Annotated in this window: 13 protein-coding genes and 1 pseudogene; 9 read left to right on the top strand and 5 right to left on the bottom strand. The window is 53.9% G+C overall.

Features of this window, described 5'->3' with window-relative positions; genetic code table 11:
• Positions 1-15: 15 nt before the first annotated feature.
• From ACK2JC_RS08315 to ACK2JC_RS08305, 3 genes are read left to right on the top strand one after another with little or no spacing between them, the layout of a single operon-like run.
• On the top strand, positions 16-927 hold the full coding sequence (locus ACK2JC_RS08315; RefSeq protein WP_320938337.1) for a sugar ABC transporter permease: 912 nt from the start codon (positions 16-18) through the stop codon (positions 925-927).
• Between the two features lie 4 nt (positions 928-931).
• The gene (locus ACK2JC_RS08310; protein WP_242956386.1) at positions 932-1,771 is read left to right on the top strand and encodes a carbohydrate ABC transporter permease; all 840 of its coding nucleotides are present in this window, start codon (positions 932-934) and stop codon (positions 1,769-1,771) included.
• A 19-nt stretch (positions 1,772-1,790) separates the two neighbouring features.
• Entirely contained in the window at positions 1,791-2,987 is a 1,197-nt protein-coding gene (locus tag ACK2JC_RS08305) for an enolase C-terminal domain-like protein (RefSeq protein ID WP_320938336.1), read from the top strand.
• 143 nt (positions 2,988-3,130) lie between these two features.
• On the opposite strand, the gene ACK2JC_RS08300 is transcribed toward ACK2JC_RS08305, so the two are convergent.
• Entirely contained in the window at positions 3,131-5,044 is a 1,914-nt protein-coding gene (locus ACK2JC_RS08300) for a BglG family transcription antiterminator (RefSeq protein ID WP_320938335.1), read from the bottom strand.
• 223 nt (positions 5,045-5,267) lie between these two features.
• Between ACK2JC_RS08300 and ACK2JC_RS08295 the strand changes: the two genes are divergently transcribed.
• The 6 genes and pseudogenes from ACK2JC_RS08295 (at position 5,268) to ACK2JC_RS08270 (ending at position 10,786) form a co-directional block, all read left to right on the top strand.
• Complete coding sequence (locus ACK2JC_RS08295; RefSeq protein ID WP_320938334.1) at positions 5,268-5,579, top strand: PTS sugar transporter subunit IIB; 312 nt, start codon at positions 5,268-5,270, stop codon at positions 5,577-5,579.
• Between the two features lie 34 nt (positions 5,580-5,613).
• A pseudogene (locus tag ACK2JC_RS08290) lies at positions 5,614-6,864 on the top strand (PTS sugar transporter subunit IIC).
• Positions 6,865-6,895: 31 nt separating this feature from the next.
• Positions 6,896-7,249, top strand: a complete 354-nt coding sequence (locus ACK2JC_RS08285; RefSeq protein WP_182481701.1) for a PTS lactose/cellobiose transporter subunit IIA — start codon at positions 6,896-6,898, stop codon at positions 7,247-7,249.
• Positions 7,250-7,290: 41 nt separating this feature from the next.
• Entirely contained in the window at positions 7,291-9,027 is a 1,737-nt protein-coding gene (locus ACK2JC_RS08280; RefSeq protein ID WP_320938333.1) for an alpha/beta fold hydrolase, read from the top strand.
• A gap of 18 nt (positions 9,028-9,045) precedes the next feature.
• On the top strand, positions 9,046-10,482 hold the full coding sequence (locus ACK2JC_RS08275; RefSeq protein ID WP_320938332.1) for a glycoside hydrolase family 1 protein: 1,437 nt from the start codon (positions 9,046-9,048) through the stop codon (positions 10,480-10,482).
• Between the two features lie 46 nt (positions 10,483-10,528).
• Entirely contained in the window at positions 10,529-10,786 is a 258-nt protein-coding gene (locus ACK2JC_RS08270) for an HPr family phosphocarrier protein (protein ID WP_320938331.1), read from the top strand.
• Between the two features lie 69 nt (positions 10,787-10,855).
• Here the strand turns inward: ACK2JC_RS08270 and ACK2JC_RS08265 are convergent, their stop codons facing one another.
• The 4 genes from ACK2JC_RS08265 to ACK2JC_RS08250 all read right to left on the bottom strand — a co-directional run bounded on the left by ACK2JC_RS08265 (position 10,856) and on the right by ACK2JC_RS08250 (position 14,696).
• On the bottom strand, positions 10,856-11,824 hold the full coding sequence (locus ACK2JC_RS08265) for a sugar-binding transcriptional regulator (RefSeq protein ID WP_320938330.1): 969 nt from the start codon (positions 11,822-11,824) through the stop codon (positions 10,856-10,858).
• Positions 11,821-12,708: a DMT family transporter gene (locus ACK2JC_RS08260; RefSeq protein WP_320938329.1), complete on the bottom strand. Its 888-nt coding sequence runs from the start codon at positions 12,706-12,708 to the stop codon at positions 11,821-11,823. Before ACK2JC_RS08260 ends, ACK2JC_RS08265 begins: the two co-directional genes overlap by 4 nt.
• Positions 12,702-13,844: an MFS transporter gene (locus ACK2JC_RS08255; protein ID WP_320938328.1), complete on the bottom strand. Its 1,143-nt coding sequence runs from the start codon at positions 13,842-13,844 to the stop codon at positions 12,702-12,704. The genes ACK2JC_RS08260 and ACK2JC_RS08255 overlap by 7 nt, the downstream gene beginning before the upstream one ends.
• A gap of 81 nt (positions 13,845-13,925) precedes the next feature.
• Entirely contained in the window at positions 13,926-14,696 is a 771-nt protein-coding gene (locus tag ACK2JC_RS08250; RefSeq protein ID WP_320938327.1) for a glutamine amidotransferase, read from the bottom strand.
• Positions 14,697-14,707: the final 11 nt, after the last annotated feature.

Raw genomic sequence — 14,707 nt, 5'->3', positions numbered from 1 at the left:
AATCTGGTGATTGTCATGGAGAAAGAAACATCAAAAGCCCGCCTCTCACCAGGGAGCGCCGGGAGCGTATCCCGGCGGGAGATCAACGGATATCTCTTTGTACTGCCGGTGGCCGCCGTTTTGGCGGCCCTGGTGGTCTATCCCCTGGCTTACGGCGTTTATATCAGCTTTTTCAAGACCAACCTGGTGAAGAAATGGACCTTCGTGGGGCTGCGCTACTATCTGGAAGCCCTGAAAAGCCCGGAATTTCTGGGGCAGATGCTGGTGACCGTGAAGTTCACCGCAGGCGTGGTGGCGGGGCATTTCTTCTTCGGAATGATATTGGCTCTGCTGCTGGACCGGAACTTTAGAGGGCGGGCGGTGTTCCGCGTCATCTTTCTGCTCCCATGGCTGTTTCCGGACAGCGTGGTGGCTCTGCTGTTCAAATGGATTCTGAATCCGGTTTACGGAATCTTCAACCACATGCTCATGCAGCTGGGGCTCATCGACGCGCCCCAGGTGTGGCTCAGTAACGCCGGTCTGGCCCTGCCCATCGTGATAGCCATCTGTATCTGGAAGGGCTACCCCATGATCATGATGATGCTCCTGGCCGGCCTGCAATCCATCTCCGACGATGTGAAGGAGGCCGCCCGCATCGACGGCGCCAACCTGTGGCAGTCCTTCCGCTACGTGACGCTGCCGGGGCTCAGATCCGTGCTGACGGTGACCCTGGTGCTGGATACGGTCTGGTGGTTCAAGCACTATACCCTGGTCTGGGTGCTGACCCAGGGGGGACCGGGGGACACCACCTCCCTGATCAGCATTTCCATCTATAAACAGGCGTTCGACAACTTTAATTTCGGATCGGCCGCGGCCATGTCCGTCATCGTGTTCCTGATCTGCTATTTGCTGGGAATTATTTACAGAAAGGTGCTGGAGAATGACTGAGCATATGGGAATGAGAAGAAAAAAGATCATGGCCGGGGCGGCTATGTACGCGCTTCTTGGACTGCTGGCCTCCCTGGTGCTGATACCGGTGCTGTGGATGGTGTCCACGGCGTTCAAATCCTACGGGGAGACCATCGCCAAACCGCCCAGGTGGATACCGCAGCAGATTTCCTTTGAGGCCTTCGGCCGGCTGTGGAGCGAATATCCCTTCGGGACGTATTTTAAAAACAGCTTTGTCATCGTGCTGTTTTCCATGGCGGTGTCCGTGTTCGCCTCCTGCCTGGCCGGATACGGTCTGACGCGGTTTAAGTTCCGGGGCAGGAACAGTCTGATGACGTTTATTCTGGTGACGCAGATGTTCCCTTCGGTCATGCTGCTGGTGCCGTTTTACAGCATCATCGGGAAAATGCATCTGCTGGACACCCATCTGGGGCTGATTCTGGTCTACATCTCCTTTACGGTGCCGTTCTGCACCTGGACCATGCTGGGGTTTTTCCGGGCCCTGCCGCTGGATCTGGACGAGGCGGCCAGGATCGACGGCTGCAATTCCTGGCAGTGCTTCAGCCGGATCATTCTCCCGCTGACCCTGCCCGGCATCGCCTCCACCAGCATTTACGCCTTCATCACCTCCTGGAACGAGTATATGTTCGCGTTTATCCTGACCAGCAGGCCGGAGATGAAGACGCTTTCCGTGGGCATCGCGGAGATGAACGGATTCCAGCAGATCCGCTGGAACGACATGATGGCGGCCTCCCTGATGGCCAGTCTGCCGTTAATCCTGCTGTTTATCTGTCTGCAGAAATACTTTGTCAGCGGCCTCACAAGCGGGGCGGTAAAATCATAATGTGACGAGGAGAAAGAACATGACTGTTACAATTCGGAATATAAGCGTCACCTGCACCAGGCCAGGGGGCTTCAACCTGACCATCGTGCGGGTAAATACCTCGGAGCCGGGGCTTTACGGGCTGGGCTGCGGCACCTTCACCTACCGCCACGAGACGGTGGCGCAGGTCATTGAAGAATATCTGAACCCGCTGCTCATAGGCCGGGACGTGTCGCGCATTGAGGATATCTGGCAGATGATGAACGTGGCCACCTACTGGCGCAACGGGCCGGTGATCAACAACGCCATTGGCGCCGTGGACCTGGCCCTGTGGGACATCAAGGGCAAGATGGCGGGGATGCCGGTCTACGACCTCCTTGGAGGGCGGTCCAGGGAAGCGGTGCCGGTTTATTGTTACGCCGAGAGCGGCGATCTGGACGAGCTGGTGGACCAGGTGAAGGCCTGGATGGCCCGGGACGTGCGCAATGTGCGCATCCAGCTGAGCCGCGATCCCGTTCAGGCCGCAAGCCATGCGCCCCAGGGGGCCCAGGACGGGTATTATATCGATCCCCAGGAATACTGCCGCCGGGTGGTGCGGATGTTTGACTACGTCCGAACCCGGGTGGGGGACCAGGTGGAGCTGTGCCACGACGTCCACGAGCGGGTGGCCCCCTCCACGGCTCTGTGGCTGGCAAAGCGGGTGGAGCCGTACTCCCCGCTGTTTTTGGAGGACCTGCTGCCGCCGGACCAGGGAATGTGGTACCGGCACATCCGCTGCCAGACCTCCACGCCCCTGGCCCACGGGGAGCTGTTCAACAATCCCATGGAGTGGGAGGAGCTGGTCAAGGAGCGCCTGATCGACTACATGCGGGCCCACGTCTCCCACATCGGCGGCCTGACTCCGGCCAGAAAGCTGGCGGCTCTCTGCGAGCAGTTCGGCGTCCGCATGGCCTGGCACGGCTCCCCGGATATGTCGCCCATCGGGTACGCGGTCAACCTGCATCTGGACATGGCGGTGGCCAACTTCGGCATCCAGGAATGGCCCGGAGTCCCGGAACCCATGGCGGAAATGTTCCCGGGCTGCCCGTACATCAAGGGCGGTTACGCCTACGTGAGCGGCAAGCCGGGATGGGGCGTGGAGTTCGACGAGAAGATGGCGGCGGAATATCCTTGTAATAAGGAGAAAACGCCTTGGATTGAGATGCGGCTGCCGGACGGGAGTATGCAGAAACCGTAAAATGAACGGGGCGGTTAGAAGCACAGAATCAAGCAACGGCGAGCCAACAACTTACCGCATTCAACAAAGCGCCGCAGGAATACTGGTTTCCAGTATCCTGCGGCGCTTTCACTATGTGGGAAGCGGCTTACCTGCCCCCGCATTCAAAACTCCATAAACCCCGCCAACATCCCAATAAATTCCTGATAATCCCCCGCCGTCACCAACCGCTTCACATTCTCCCGGCTGCTGAGCACCATGGTCAGCGGTTCAAAAATCTCATTAAAGATAAACCGCTCGTCCCGGTTGAGGCAGAGCATCAGCACGATGCGCACCTGCTTATCCCCCCATCTGACCGGCGTGTCGGAGATCAGCACGTTGATCCCGGTTTTGTGGGCCCGCATCTTCATGGCGTGGGGGATGGCGAAATCCTGGAACGCGGTGGCGGACAGCTGTTCCCTGGCGCGGATATCCTGCTCAAAATCCTCGTCCACATACCCCATGGAGACCATTTTCCCCACCATGTGCCGGACGACCTGGTCGTAATCCGTCAGATCGTCCCGCCGCTCGAAGAATTCCGGCACGATCAGGTATTCCAGGTATTCCCGGAACTGCTTGCGGCGCTTGTTGGTCTTGATTTCCGTCAGCTGCCTGCGCAGGGACTGCACGTCCTTTTCCGTGAAAAAGGGGCTGATCTGCAGGAGCGGCAGCTGGATCACGGAGTTTAACGGCACCGTGGACAGCACCAGGTCGCTTTTACCGGCTTTTTCCAGTTCCCGCTCCTCGGTGAAAATATTGGTGATCAGAAGCTCCGAGGAAAAATGCCGGTTGATGGTGTCGGTCAGCTTGACGTTGGTGTCGTAGTAGCTGGGGCAGTAGAGGGCCGCCGTGACCTTTTCACTTAAGTTTTTCTGAGCCTCCAGCGTGCTTCCCAGGTGGAAGGCGATGTATGCGATCTCGTCGTCGTTGATGGAGATGCCGGTGCGCTCCTTGATGATGCTGGATAAGCAGACGGAAACGTCGTAGATCAACGGGCAGGAGGTCTTGATCTCCTCGGTCAGCGGGTTCCGGCTGAAATAATTGTTTTTGGAGCGCTGGAGCAGGTTCCGTATGTGCAGTGCAAAGCGGATCAGGAACTCCGGCTCCGTCAGATCGATATAGTAAAAGGAATTGACGTCGGAGATCAGCTCTTTAACCAGGGCGAGGCATTCCGGGGTGATAAAATCTCCCAGATTGGAGACCGTGATGCTCTGGTAGTCGATGGCCGTTGCCCGGGAAATGAGGAGCAGCGCCAGCTCGTAGACCTCGGCCTGGTTGTATTCGATCTGGAAATCCTCCTCGATCTTGCGGGCGATGTTCCGGGCCAGCTCATACTCGTGGGAGCTGATGGGGGGCATGTCGTGAATGTCCTCCGTGTTGACGTTGCGGTTGCGGATCCGGTCGATTGCGATAGTGATGTGCAGCACCAGGTTGATCAGGGAGTAATCATTCACAAAATAATGAAACCGGTCGAAAATCTCCAGCAAGCTGTCCTTAATTAACTCAATCTCGATCTCCGGGAAAATGTTCTGGATCGTCTCTAAATTGACGAAGTTCACGTTGGACTCGTCGTAGAGAATCGAGCTGAGCAGCCTGCGCTTGTTCTTTTCCAGGCCGGATACGGTCAGATTGTCGTGATTGTTGTTCAGCTGGAGGTCGTATTTGCGCAGCCGGCTTTTAACCGCCTGAAGGTCGTTTTTGATGGTGGAATAGCTGACGTACATCTCGTCGCAGAGATCGTAGGTGTTGACGGAGGTATCGCTCTTGATCAGGCTGTTGATGATGTATACGATGCGCTCCTGGGACGACTGGGGGATGTGGGTGCCCGATTCCTCCAGAATCCGTCTGGCGGCCTGTTTGTCGATGCGGTAGCCCTCCCGGGAGGACTCGATGGCATCGGGATAAAAGGAATTGATCTCCTGAATATAGCTCTTGATGCTCCGGGTGGACACATCCATGTTGGCGGCCAGGCTGGAAGCCGTGACAAACTCCGTATAATCGGACAGAATCCGAATCAACTTAATCATTTTAGGCTTCATATCCGTCCTCCTTCCGTTCAGACAATCTATCTAATATTCCTATTATAGTATCCCCCAAAACGGTTTTCAACTAAAAAATTGCACAACCTATGTGCAAACAATTACTTGCACGGCCGGGGTGCAAAAGTAAAGTTGCACCATGGAAATGAATTTTGTATGATGATTGCAGATAAAACAAACAAAGACGTCCCGCAGAAGCGGGAGATGAAAGGAGAAATCATTTATGAAAAAATTAAACGTTCTGTTAGTATGCGGTTCCGGTGCAAGTTCAGGATTTATGGCCACCAACATGAGAAGAGCGGCCGTGGCCAGAGGGGCAGAGATGGACATCAAGGCCAGAAGCGAGAGCGAGATTGAGAACTACGTGGACGAGATCGACGCGCTGATGGTGGGCCCGCACCTGGCCTACATTCTGGACGAGGTGGAGGAGTACATCGGGGACAACGATGTGAAGGTGATTCTGATGAAGCCGGAGTATTATTCCACGCTGGACGGCGACAAGGCGCTGGACCATCTCATTGCGGAAATGGAATAAACGTTTAGAAACGGGATAAGGGGGAGTTTTAAGAATGAAGAAATTAATTAGCTGGCTGGAGAATGATTTTGCTCCGAAAATGAACGTGGTGAACCGCAACGTGTGGGTGGTTACGCTGAAGGATTCCATTATGCAGGTGCTTCCGTTTATCCTGCTTGGCTCCATCTTCTGCTGCCTGACCATACCGGGAGACGTGTTCGGCTGGACCTGGTGGCCCAACTTCTGGACGCCCTTCGGGTGGACCATGGGAATGCTTTCCCTGTTTGTGGCGTTTTTGATTCCCTTTAACCTGATGGAAAAGAAACGCCTGCGCAAACAGCGGATTATCGCCGGACTCACCGGTATCGTTACATTTTTAATGATCATCACGCCCCAGGTGGTGGCGGACGGCGCCATCGGCTTCTCCCACGATTCTCTGGGAGCGGGCGGCATGTTCATAGCCATTATCGCCGGTATTTTCTCCGGGTATATCGTAGGGCTGTTCGGCAAGTTCTCCTTCTTTAAAGAGGATTCCGTGATTCCGGATTTCGTGCGGGCCTGGTTCGACTCCCTGCTTCCCATCGGCATTGTGATCATCGTGGTGTGGGTTCTGGTGGATATCCTGGGACTGGACGTCTACAACATGATCCAGGGAATCTTCATGCCGGTGGCTGCCATTATCCAGACGCCCTTCGGGTTTGTGCTTTCTTCCTTCCTGGCCTGCTTTTTGTACTCAATGGGTATTTCCAGCTAGGTGCTCACACCGGTGACAAAACCCGCGTTTATGATCGGCATCACGGCCAACATCGCCATGGTTGCGGCTGGAACCGCGACGCCCGAAACCTTGAACCTGGTGACGGATCCCACCATTTACTCCGCTTACATGTGGATCGGCGGTATCGGGTGCACCTTCCCGTTGGTTATCATGCTGGCCATCTCCAGGAGCGCCAAGTTAAAAGCCCTGGGCCGCGCCTGCCTGGTGCCCGCCGTATTTAATATCAATGAGCCGGTTGTGTTCGGCTGCGTGGCCTGGAACCCGATCATGATGATTCCCATGTGGCTCACCAGCATCGTGCTGCCGCTGGTAATCTGGGTATTCACAAAAGTGATTCCCTTTGCGCCCATTCCCACCATCGTGTTCGACATGTGGTACTGCCCGTTCCCCATCAGCACCTGGCTGACCACACAGAGCATCAAGGGAATTCTGCTCATGCTTCTCTGCGCGGTGCTGGGAACCGTGATCTGGTATCCGTTCTTCAAGACCTATGAGAAGCTGGAAATCGAGAACGAGCAGACGAAGGGTTGATGACACACTCAATTTAATCAGGAGGTAAAATATGGAAAACCAGATGATTGACGAGAAAACGCTGACCGCTGCCATGTCCATTATCATCAGCGCCGGGGATGCCCGGCTGCTGTGCAGGGACGCCTTAAATGCCATTGCGGAGCAGAATTTTGCGCTGGCAAACGAGAAAATGAAAGAGGCCAACAAGAAGATCACCGAGGCCCACCGGGTGCAGACGGATGCGATCCAGGGGGAGACCCGGGGCGAGAAACAGGAGTACACCCTGCTCTTTGCCCATGCACAGGACACGCTGATGACCATTTACAGCGAGATCAACATTGCCAAGCAGATGTTGAAGATTTTTGAGAGCTGGGAGAAGCGTTTTGAGGCGCTGGAAAACCGGTAAATTGACAAAAAATACGAGAAGGTAAAAAGGGGAGTTTTCATATGAGGAAATTGTATAAAATGCTGCTGGCATGTGCGGTGGCGGGGACACTGACCGCATGCAGTACACAGACGGGCGCGCCACAGGGGGCCGCCGATACCACCAAAGCTGCCGGGGAGACAGGGAGCGCGGAGGCCGAAAAGGCCCCCGAGGGGGACGGCTCAATCACCCTCTATCTTGTGCGCCATGGAAAGACATTTTTAAATACCACGGACCAGGTTCAGGGCTGGATCGACAGTCCGCTGACAGAAAAAGGGGAGAGCCAGGCGGACGCCGTGGGCCGTGGGATGAAGGATATCAAGTTCGTTTCCGCCTTCAGCAGCGACTTGGGACGCCAGCGGGAGACCGCCCTGCGCATCCTGGCCCAGAATGCGGGACCGGCGCCGGAGCTGCGGGAAGTCATCGGGCTGCGGGAGTGGTTTTACGGCGGCTACGAGGGGAAAATGAACGCGGAGATGTGGGACCCCATCTTTGAGGCCCACGGGCTGAAATTCGACGCAGAGTGGTCCAAGTACGGGGAGCTGTTAAAGCAGATGACCGACGAGGACATCGCCAACGCCATCGCGGCCAACGACGCGTTAAAGCAGGCGGAGACCTACGACCAGATCACCAAGCGCACCAGAGAGGCTATGGATGAGATCGTAAAAGTCACCCAGGAGGCGGGCGGCGGCAACGCCCTGGTGGTATCCAGCGGAAGCGAGATTCCCACCATATTAGAGCTGGTGGTGCCCGGACAGTACCAGGGCGAGGACATCAGCAACTGCAGCGTTTCCATTCTGACCTACAAGGACGGCGTTTACACCCTGGAGACCTGCGGCGACACCAGTTATCTGGAAGCCGGAAAAACCGAGGAAGAGAAGAAGCAGGAAGCCGAGGCCGCAGTAGCGGCCGCGGCCGAGCCGGAGGAGGCCGGGAAAGAGGCCCTTGCCACAGGCGAGATTCTGATCCCCTCCGCAAGGGGCACAGAGATCCACGCCACCTTCACGGTGCCGGCGAACATCGGTGAAAACGGCTGCCCGCTGGTGTTATTTGCCCACGGCTTTATGGGCAGCAGGGACGAGAGCGGCGAGTTCACGGCGGTGGCCGACGGCCTGGCAGAGCGGGGCATCGCTTCCATGCGCATCGATTTCCCGGGCTGCAACGAGAGCACGGAGAGTTTTCTGGAATACAACTTTAAGAACATGAGCGACGATCTGGACGCGGCCCTGGCCTATGCCCGTGAGGCGGTCAAGGTGGACGAGAGCCGCCTGGGAATCCTGGGATACAGCATGGGCGGACGTTTAGCTTCCCTCTATCTGGACAAAGAGGCGTTTCACACAGCAGTGCTGTGGGCCCCCGCGGCGTCCAACGGATTCGACGCGGCTTCCGCCATGGGCACTGCCGCGCAAATGGAAGAGCAGCTGAAAAAGTCTCAGACCGACGGCAAGGGCGTGATCCACATCTGGGACGAGGACATTGAGGTGGGGGCGGAGTACCTTCAGGAATTAAAGGAGGGCAAACCCTTAGAGCAGTTGGCCGCCTACACCGGAAATCTGCTGGTGGTGACCGGCGGAATCGACGACACGGTGGTAAAATCCATCACGGATCAGGTATTGGAAACCGCAGTGAACACCAGCATCACCGCCAACCTCAACATTCCCCGCGCCGGTCACGGCCTGGGCGGATACGAGGGCGACCAGGAGGTCGTAAAAGTGGTGGTCGACGCAACGGTGAATTTCTTTGACGACAATTTGAATTGAAAATAGGAGGCATAGCATATGAGCAGAGTACCGGCGGGATTTCCCGAGAATTTTATGTGGGGCGGCGCGGTTGCGGCCAACCAGCTTGAGGGCGCGTGGAACGAGGGCGGAAAGGGGCTGTGCATCGCGGACATCAACGAGTTCCGCGACGACATCGCCATCGAGAAGAAGGGCAACGAGGAATTGACCCGCGCTTACATAAAAGAGGCTGTGGACAGCAAGGAAAAGGTGTTCCCCAAGCGCCACGGAATCGATTTCTACCACACCTACAAGGAAGATTTAAAGCTGCTTTCGGGTCTGGGACTTAAGACCTTCCGCACCTCCATCAACTGGTCCAGAATCTTTCCAAACGGCGACGACAAAGAGCCCAACGAGGCCGGGCTTAAATTTTACGACGACCTCTTTGACGAGATTCTGAAAAACGGAATGGAGCCCATGATCACGGTGTCCCACTACGAGATGCCCCTGAACCTGACCCTGAGCTACAAGGGCTGGTATTCCAGAGAGGTCATTGACTTTTTTGTCAAATACTGCAATACTGTATTTGACCGCTATGCAGGAAAGGTGAAATACTGGATTCTGGTGAACCAGATCAACCTGATCGGCCACGAGTCCTTCAACCACCTGGGCGTGGCCGAGGACGTGGTGGAGGACCTGCGGTCCGCCAAATACCAGGCCGTGCACAATGAGATGGTGGCCTGCGCCAGAGCCACCAAATACGCCCACGAGCACCACCCGGAGATGCAGATCGGCATGATGCTGTGCGGCGGGCCGGACTACCCCGCCAGCTGCAAGCCCGAGGACATGCTGGCCGCCTTAAAGCACAACCAGATGGAATACTTCTTCGCCGACGTGCTTTTACGTGGAAAATATCCGGGCTACGCCTTCCGCTTCTTTGAGGATCAGGGCATCCACGTGGAGTTCGGGGAGCAGGACGAGGAGGACTTTAAAAATACCGCCGATTTCTTCTCCTTCTCTTACTACTACACCCAGGTCTGCTCCAAGGAGAGCTACGAGAAGGGCAACGACGTGTACCGCAACAAAGAGCTGCCCGCCAACCCCTGGGGCTGGACCATCGACCCCGTGGGCTTTCGGATTCTGCTCAACGAATTCTACGACCGCTACCAGAAGCCGATCTTTGTCACGGAGAACGGCGTGGGCTACTACGACAAGCTGGAGGACGGCCAGGTCCACGACGATTACCGCGTGGACTACTACCGGGAGCACATCAAACAGATGAAGGAGGCCATCCGGGACGGCGTGGACGTGAGAGGCTACTACGCCTGGGGCCCCATCGACATCATTTCCTGCTCCTCCAGCGAGATGAGCAAGCGCTACGGCTTCATCTACGTGGACCTGGACGACTACGGAAAAGGCACCGGCAGGCGCATTAAGAAAGACAGCTATGCCTGGATGCAGAAGGTGATCGCGTCCAACGGAGAGGATTTGAGCTAGAACAAAAGCGAGCACTTAGCGGTAAAACGGAAAAAGGAGGCATTTCGTGAAACGCTTTCAATATACGGTAAAATCGCTGATCGGGCTTCATGCCAGGCCCGCCGGCCTGCTGATTCAAACCGCCCGCGCCTACCGGTCGGAAATCACCATCCAAAAAGGCGAAAAAACCGCCAACCCCAAGAGCCTGATGTCCGTCCTTGCCTTGAACGTGAACCAGAACGATAAGATCGTCGTGACGGCAGAGGGGGAGGACGAGGAGGAAGCCATTGCGGGGATGGAGGGGTTTGTGAGGGAGAATTTGTAGGGGAGAATTGGGGATAGAAGGACAGGGGTTTTGTTTTGGCCAAAGAGGCAGAAATGAAACCTCTGTCCTTTAATCGCTGTTTCCAGCCGACTGCAGATGGATGTCAATTTGAGTGGCAAGATTTTCATCAATGATCAACACGTTGACCAGACCGGCTTTCAGGATGCTTAAAGTAGCGCTGAGTGCAAACTTTCCGATGGATATGCCAATGCTGTAGGGCACCTTTTTCAATAATTCGGGAGGGATGGCCAGAACGCGGTCATGGATTCCAACATTGCAGGTTTTGCCTTTTTCTGTAAAATAATGTCCGCAGACGCAGGCCGAAACTCCGATTTCACCGAGCTGCAAAATATCTGCTTTGGACAGCAGATCTTGAGCAGACCGGTTATTTACATAGAGATTGGGCTTTTCGATCTCAAAGACCGCAACGTCCAGCTCGTGGTATTTTTTTAGAATACCGGCAATCAGATCACTGTTCATCAGTTCCTGCTGTGTGTGTTTGGACTTTACCATCAAGGGAGCGTTGAGCACATATCCTTTCCCGTTTAGTTTGGAGGTCAGGTAATAAATCATGCCGGCCCCCTCGTCCAGAGAAGCGGTGGAGGATGTAGCTCCCTGTAGCTGGACCACATCCACCAGAATATGCTGCTTATTATTGAGATTTCTGCCAATGTAATAGCTTGCCCTGCCTCTGCCGACTCCCAGAGTCATACCATCCTTCAGGATTTTCATCAGATACACGCTGAGACTTTGACCTACATTGCGGTATATACGGTCCGGCGCAGGGGCTGAATGGACGATGATTACCTCCTTCAGGCCAAATGCTGTCTGTATGCTATGGGCCAGCTTCATGCGGACAGAGATTGTGTCATGAACCGTAATTTCGACAATTCCCTCGTCTAAACACTTTTTCAGAATACGCGAAATGTTGGAGCGGCTCATACCAGTGAGTTCTGCTATTTTTTCCTGAGACTCTCCATTAATATAGTACATTTTAGCAACCTTAATAGCCAGCTCTTTTCTGCCTTCTGAATTCATGACGTGTCCCTTTCTGCTCTGCTGTTCATTATGATCAGTATTCCAATAGCTGTCAAAATTACCAGGACCGCTGTGATTTGCCGTCCGGTCATCGTCTCTCCCAAAATCACGTAACCCAACAGAATGCTGCTGATGGGCTCGAATATACATAGTATGGCCGTGAGACCGCTTCCAATGCGTTTTATCCCTGCCTGTAATAGAATATTTGCAAGTACGTTATTCATAACGGCAGCCAGAACCAACAGTGGAAGGGCATGCCAGACCAGGCCCATTGTGAACCCCTCTCTCAATCCACATAATAACCCCATAGAAGCCACCACCATACACTGCCGGACCGCTATCGGGGCTGCAGGGCATTTTGTCAGACCTGAATATTCCAGGTAAAGAATCTGAAAACTCCATGTGGCAATGGAGATTACCGCGCATACGGCTCCTGGAAGCTGAGAAGATTTCAAAGAATCAAAGAGCAGCAATGTGCCTGCCGTGCAGATTATGAGAATTACTTTAGTGCTGGTATCCATAGGCTTTTTAGATAGCCGTGCACTGATTATATTTACAAGTAAGGGGAACAGATAGTGGATTGTGGTCACGCTCCCAACTGGGAGGTATAAATACGCCTTGTTCAGCAGCAGGAGAGTCGCTCCGCTTCCGAATACGGATAGGATGAGCGCTTTTTTCTTCATTTCGTTTTCAAGCGTTGGACCTTTTCGGCCATGTGCCCAGGAAAGAACTGTAAGAAGTATACCTCCGATGATTCCGCGGAACAACAATATTGACGAAACTGAGACGCCCTGATCGCTGATCATCTTTGTCACAACTGCGGAGGCTCCGTAAAATATGGCGGAAAGCATGGCCAATACAAAGCCTGTGGCCGAATTCAGCATAACTCCTCCTTTTTCAAGAACATCCCTGCGGCGTATAATGCGGCTGTTACGGCCAACGTACCGTATGCCGGAACCGTCATTCCTTTATCATACAGAATACCCAGAAACATAGAACCGATGGTAGTTCCAATTCCTCTGGTGACAACCAGTTTTAAATTGTGAGCTGTACAGGCGATTTTTTCCGGAAATGTTTCACCGATCATTTGCGTGATTGTGGAATACAACGCGGCATAGGCTCCGCCTCCGGTCATTTGCAGTAGGACGACTACAGGCAGAGGCAGCACCCCCAACAGGGCCAGAGCGCCCGCTCTTCCAAATTGAAGGATGTAGGCGAGAACAACTGCCTTTCTTTTTCCAAGCTTTTTCAGGATTTTTGGTATGACCCCAAACATCAGACATTCTCCCACCATGGCTGACGCGATAAAAAGGCTCGTATAGCTGCTGCTGTAGCCACATCGCGCCACATGCAGCGCCTGAAACTGCATGACTCCGGACTCCGTAATTCCCCATATTACCATCGGTATGTATATGGACAGGAAGTTTTTATGCCGTATAACCATGATATAATCCCGGTAGGTGGCTGATTCCGCAGGTTTTATTCCAAAAACAGGGAGTTTTGCCGAAAACAGGGAACATACAAGCATGGTAATACAGTAGGTTAAGAAAATGGATTTAAAGGTGTAATACTTTAAAAGAATCCCTGCAATTAACACGCCGATTCCCGCGCCAATGGTACCTCCCATTCTATATCTTCCGAATTTTTCTTCCTCCCCCTTTAGCTGTCCCATCAACGCTTTGTCTACGATACCGTTAAAGGGTGAGTAAGCGCAGCCGTACAGGACTATAGCCCCAAGTATCTGGATATATCCGGCCCCGGCAGCCAAACTGGCTACACCCAGTATCATTCCTGCGCACAGGAGCAGGAGGATGGTTCGGGAATTCTGAAGCTTATCACCAATTACGCCGATCGCCAAGGCGGATAGAATTACAGCTACGGAAAAAACGCTGTTGATAACTCCAATCTGAGTCCCGGACAACCCTCTGCTTTCATAATATAAGCCCAGGTACGGAGAAAGGCTGTTTTCCGCCAGCCAAAAGCACATATAAATGATAAAAAAGATTTTCGTTTTTTTCATGCGCGATTCCTTTCCATGGCCCGGACATTCAAATGGGGAACACATAGATTTCACTCTGTTATGTGTTCCCCGAAAAAGTGATTAGTTAGAGGCACCTGCTGTCCAACGCGTGATCTGCTGCCAGAATTTTGCATAATCCGGGTGATCCAGGAAATTCCCGGCCCAGTGAGGTCCAACGTCGGAAGTAAATACGCAGGAGCGGCCCTTTCCTACCTGTCGTGTGGCGATCTGCACATCCCCATTGTAGGAAGCTACCAGATGAGCGTCCTCTTTCAGATAAACCTTGTTATAGCCAAGGAACATATAGGGGCTTTCCCAGTCGATACCCTTCACAATCGGATGTTCCGGATCATCCAGCTCCAGCGTATAGCCCTGGGTGATCTCCATTCGGTCATCCGCACCTCTGGGCATGCATGTTACCGGAAGAAGCTCTTCGATTTTTGTGTCTCCGTACATTCCTTTGCCCTGAATTCCTGCAAAGGAAAGCCAGCCACCGATCATCATAAAACCACCGCCCTGCTGCACATACTCACAGAGAGCGCCAACACGGTCAGGTCCCATCGGCACTTTGAAGGGCTGCACATTTCCAGGCTGGAAAACGATATTATTGTAACCTACGTCGCTGACCAGGATTGCGTCATATTGCTGCATCTCCTCCAGGGTGGAGGGCATCTGCTCAATACAATTCATGGATGGAATGTGAACGCATTCGATGTCCTCTGCCGCATTCAATGCATTTCTCAGGTAACGGGCAGAATCGCTGTAATATGTAAACGTCCAGCTGTCGATGCCCTTGATTGAGGTCTGCACATTAACCTGTGTGTCGCCTACATAAAGAATTTTAATTGCCATATTACTTTCCT

This window comes from Enterocloster lavalensis, from assembly GCF_046603895.1.
GTDB classification, from domain to species: Bacteria; Bacillota; Clostridia; order Lachnospirales; family Lachnospiraceae; genus Enterocloster; species Enterocloster lavalensis.
This window is presented reverse-complemented; position numbering and strand designations above follow the sequence as displayed.

Coding starts and splice junctions, on each gene's coding strand:
- ACK2JC_RS08315 (WP_320938337.1), top strand. CDS start 16: ATGGAGAAAGAAACATCAAAAGCCCGCCTCTCACCAGGGAGCGCCGGG.
- ACK2JC_RS08310 (WP_242956386.1), top strand. CDS start 932: ATGGGAATGAGAAGAAAAAAGATCATGGCCGGGGCGGCTATGTACGCG.
- ACK2JC_RS08305 (WP_320938336.1), top strand. CDS start 1,791: ATGACTGTTACAATTCGGAATATAAGCGTCACCTGCACCAGGCCAGGG.
- ACK2JC_RS08300 (WP_320938335.1), bottom strand. CDS start 5,044: ATGAAGCCTAAAATGATTAAGTTGATTCGGATTCTGTCCGATTATACG.
- ACK2JC_RS08295 (WP_320938334.1), top strand. CDS start 5,268: ATGAAAAAATTAAACGTTCTGTTAGTATGCGGTTCCGGTGCAAGTTCA.
- ACK2JC_RS08285 (WP_182481701.1), top strand. CDS start 6,896: ATGGAAAACCAGATGATTGACGAGAAAACGCTGACCGCTGCCATGTCC.
- ACK2JC_RS08280 (WP_320938333.1), top strand. CDS start 7,291: ATGAGGAAATTGTATAAAATGCTGCTGGCATGTGCGGTGGCGGGGACA.
- ACK2JC_RS08275 (WP_320938332.1), top strand. CDS start 9,046: ATGAGCAGAGTACCGGCGGGATTTCCCGAGAATTTTATGTGGGGCGGC.
- ACK2JC_RS08265 (WP_320938330.1), bottom strand. CDS start 11,824: ATGAATTCAGAAGGCAGAAAAGAGCTGGCTATTAAGGTTGCTAAAATG.
- ACK2JC_RS08260 (WP_320938329.1), bottom strand. CDS start 12,708: ATGCTGAATTCGGCCACAGGCTTTGTATTGGCCATGCTTTCCGCCATA.
- ACK2JC_RS08255 (WP_320938328.1), bottom strand. CDS start 13,844: ATGAAAAAAACGAAAATCTTTTTTATCATTTATATGTGCTTTTGGCTG.
- ACK2JC_RS08250 (WP_320938327.1), bottom strand. CDS start 14,696: ATGGCAATTAAAATTCTTTATGTAGGCGACACACAGGTTAATGTGCAG.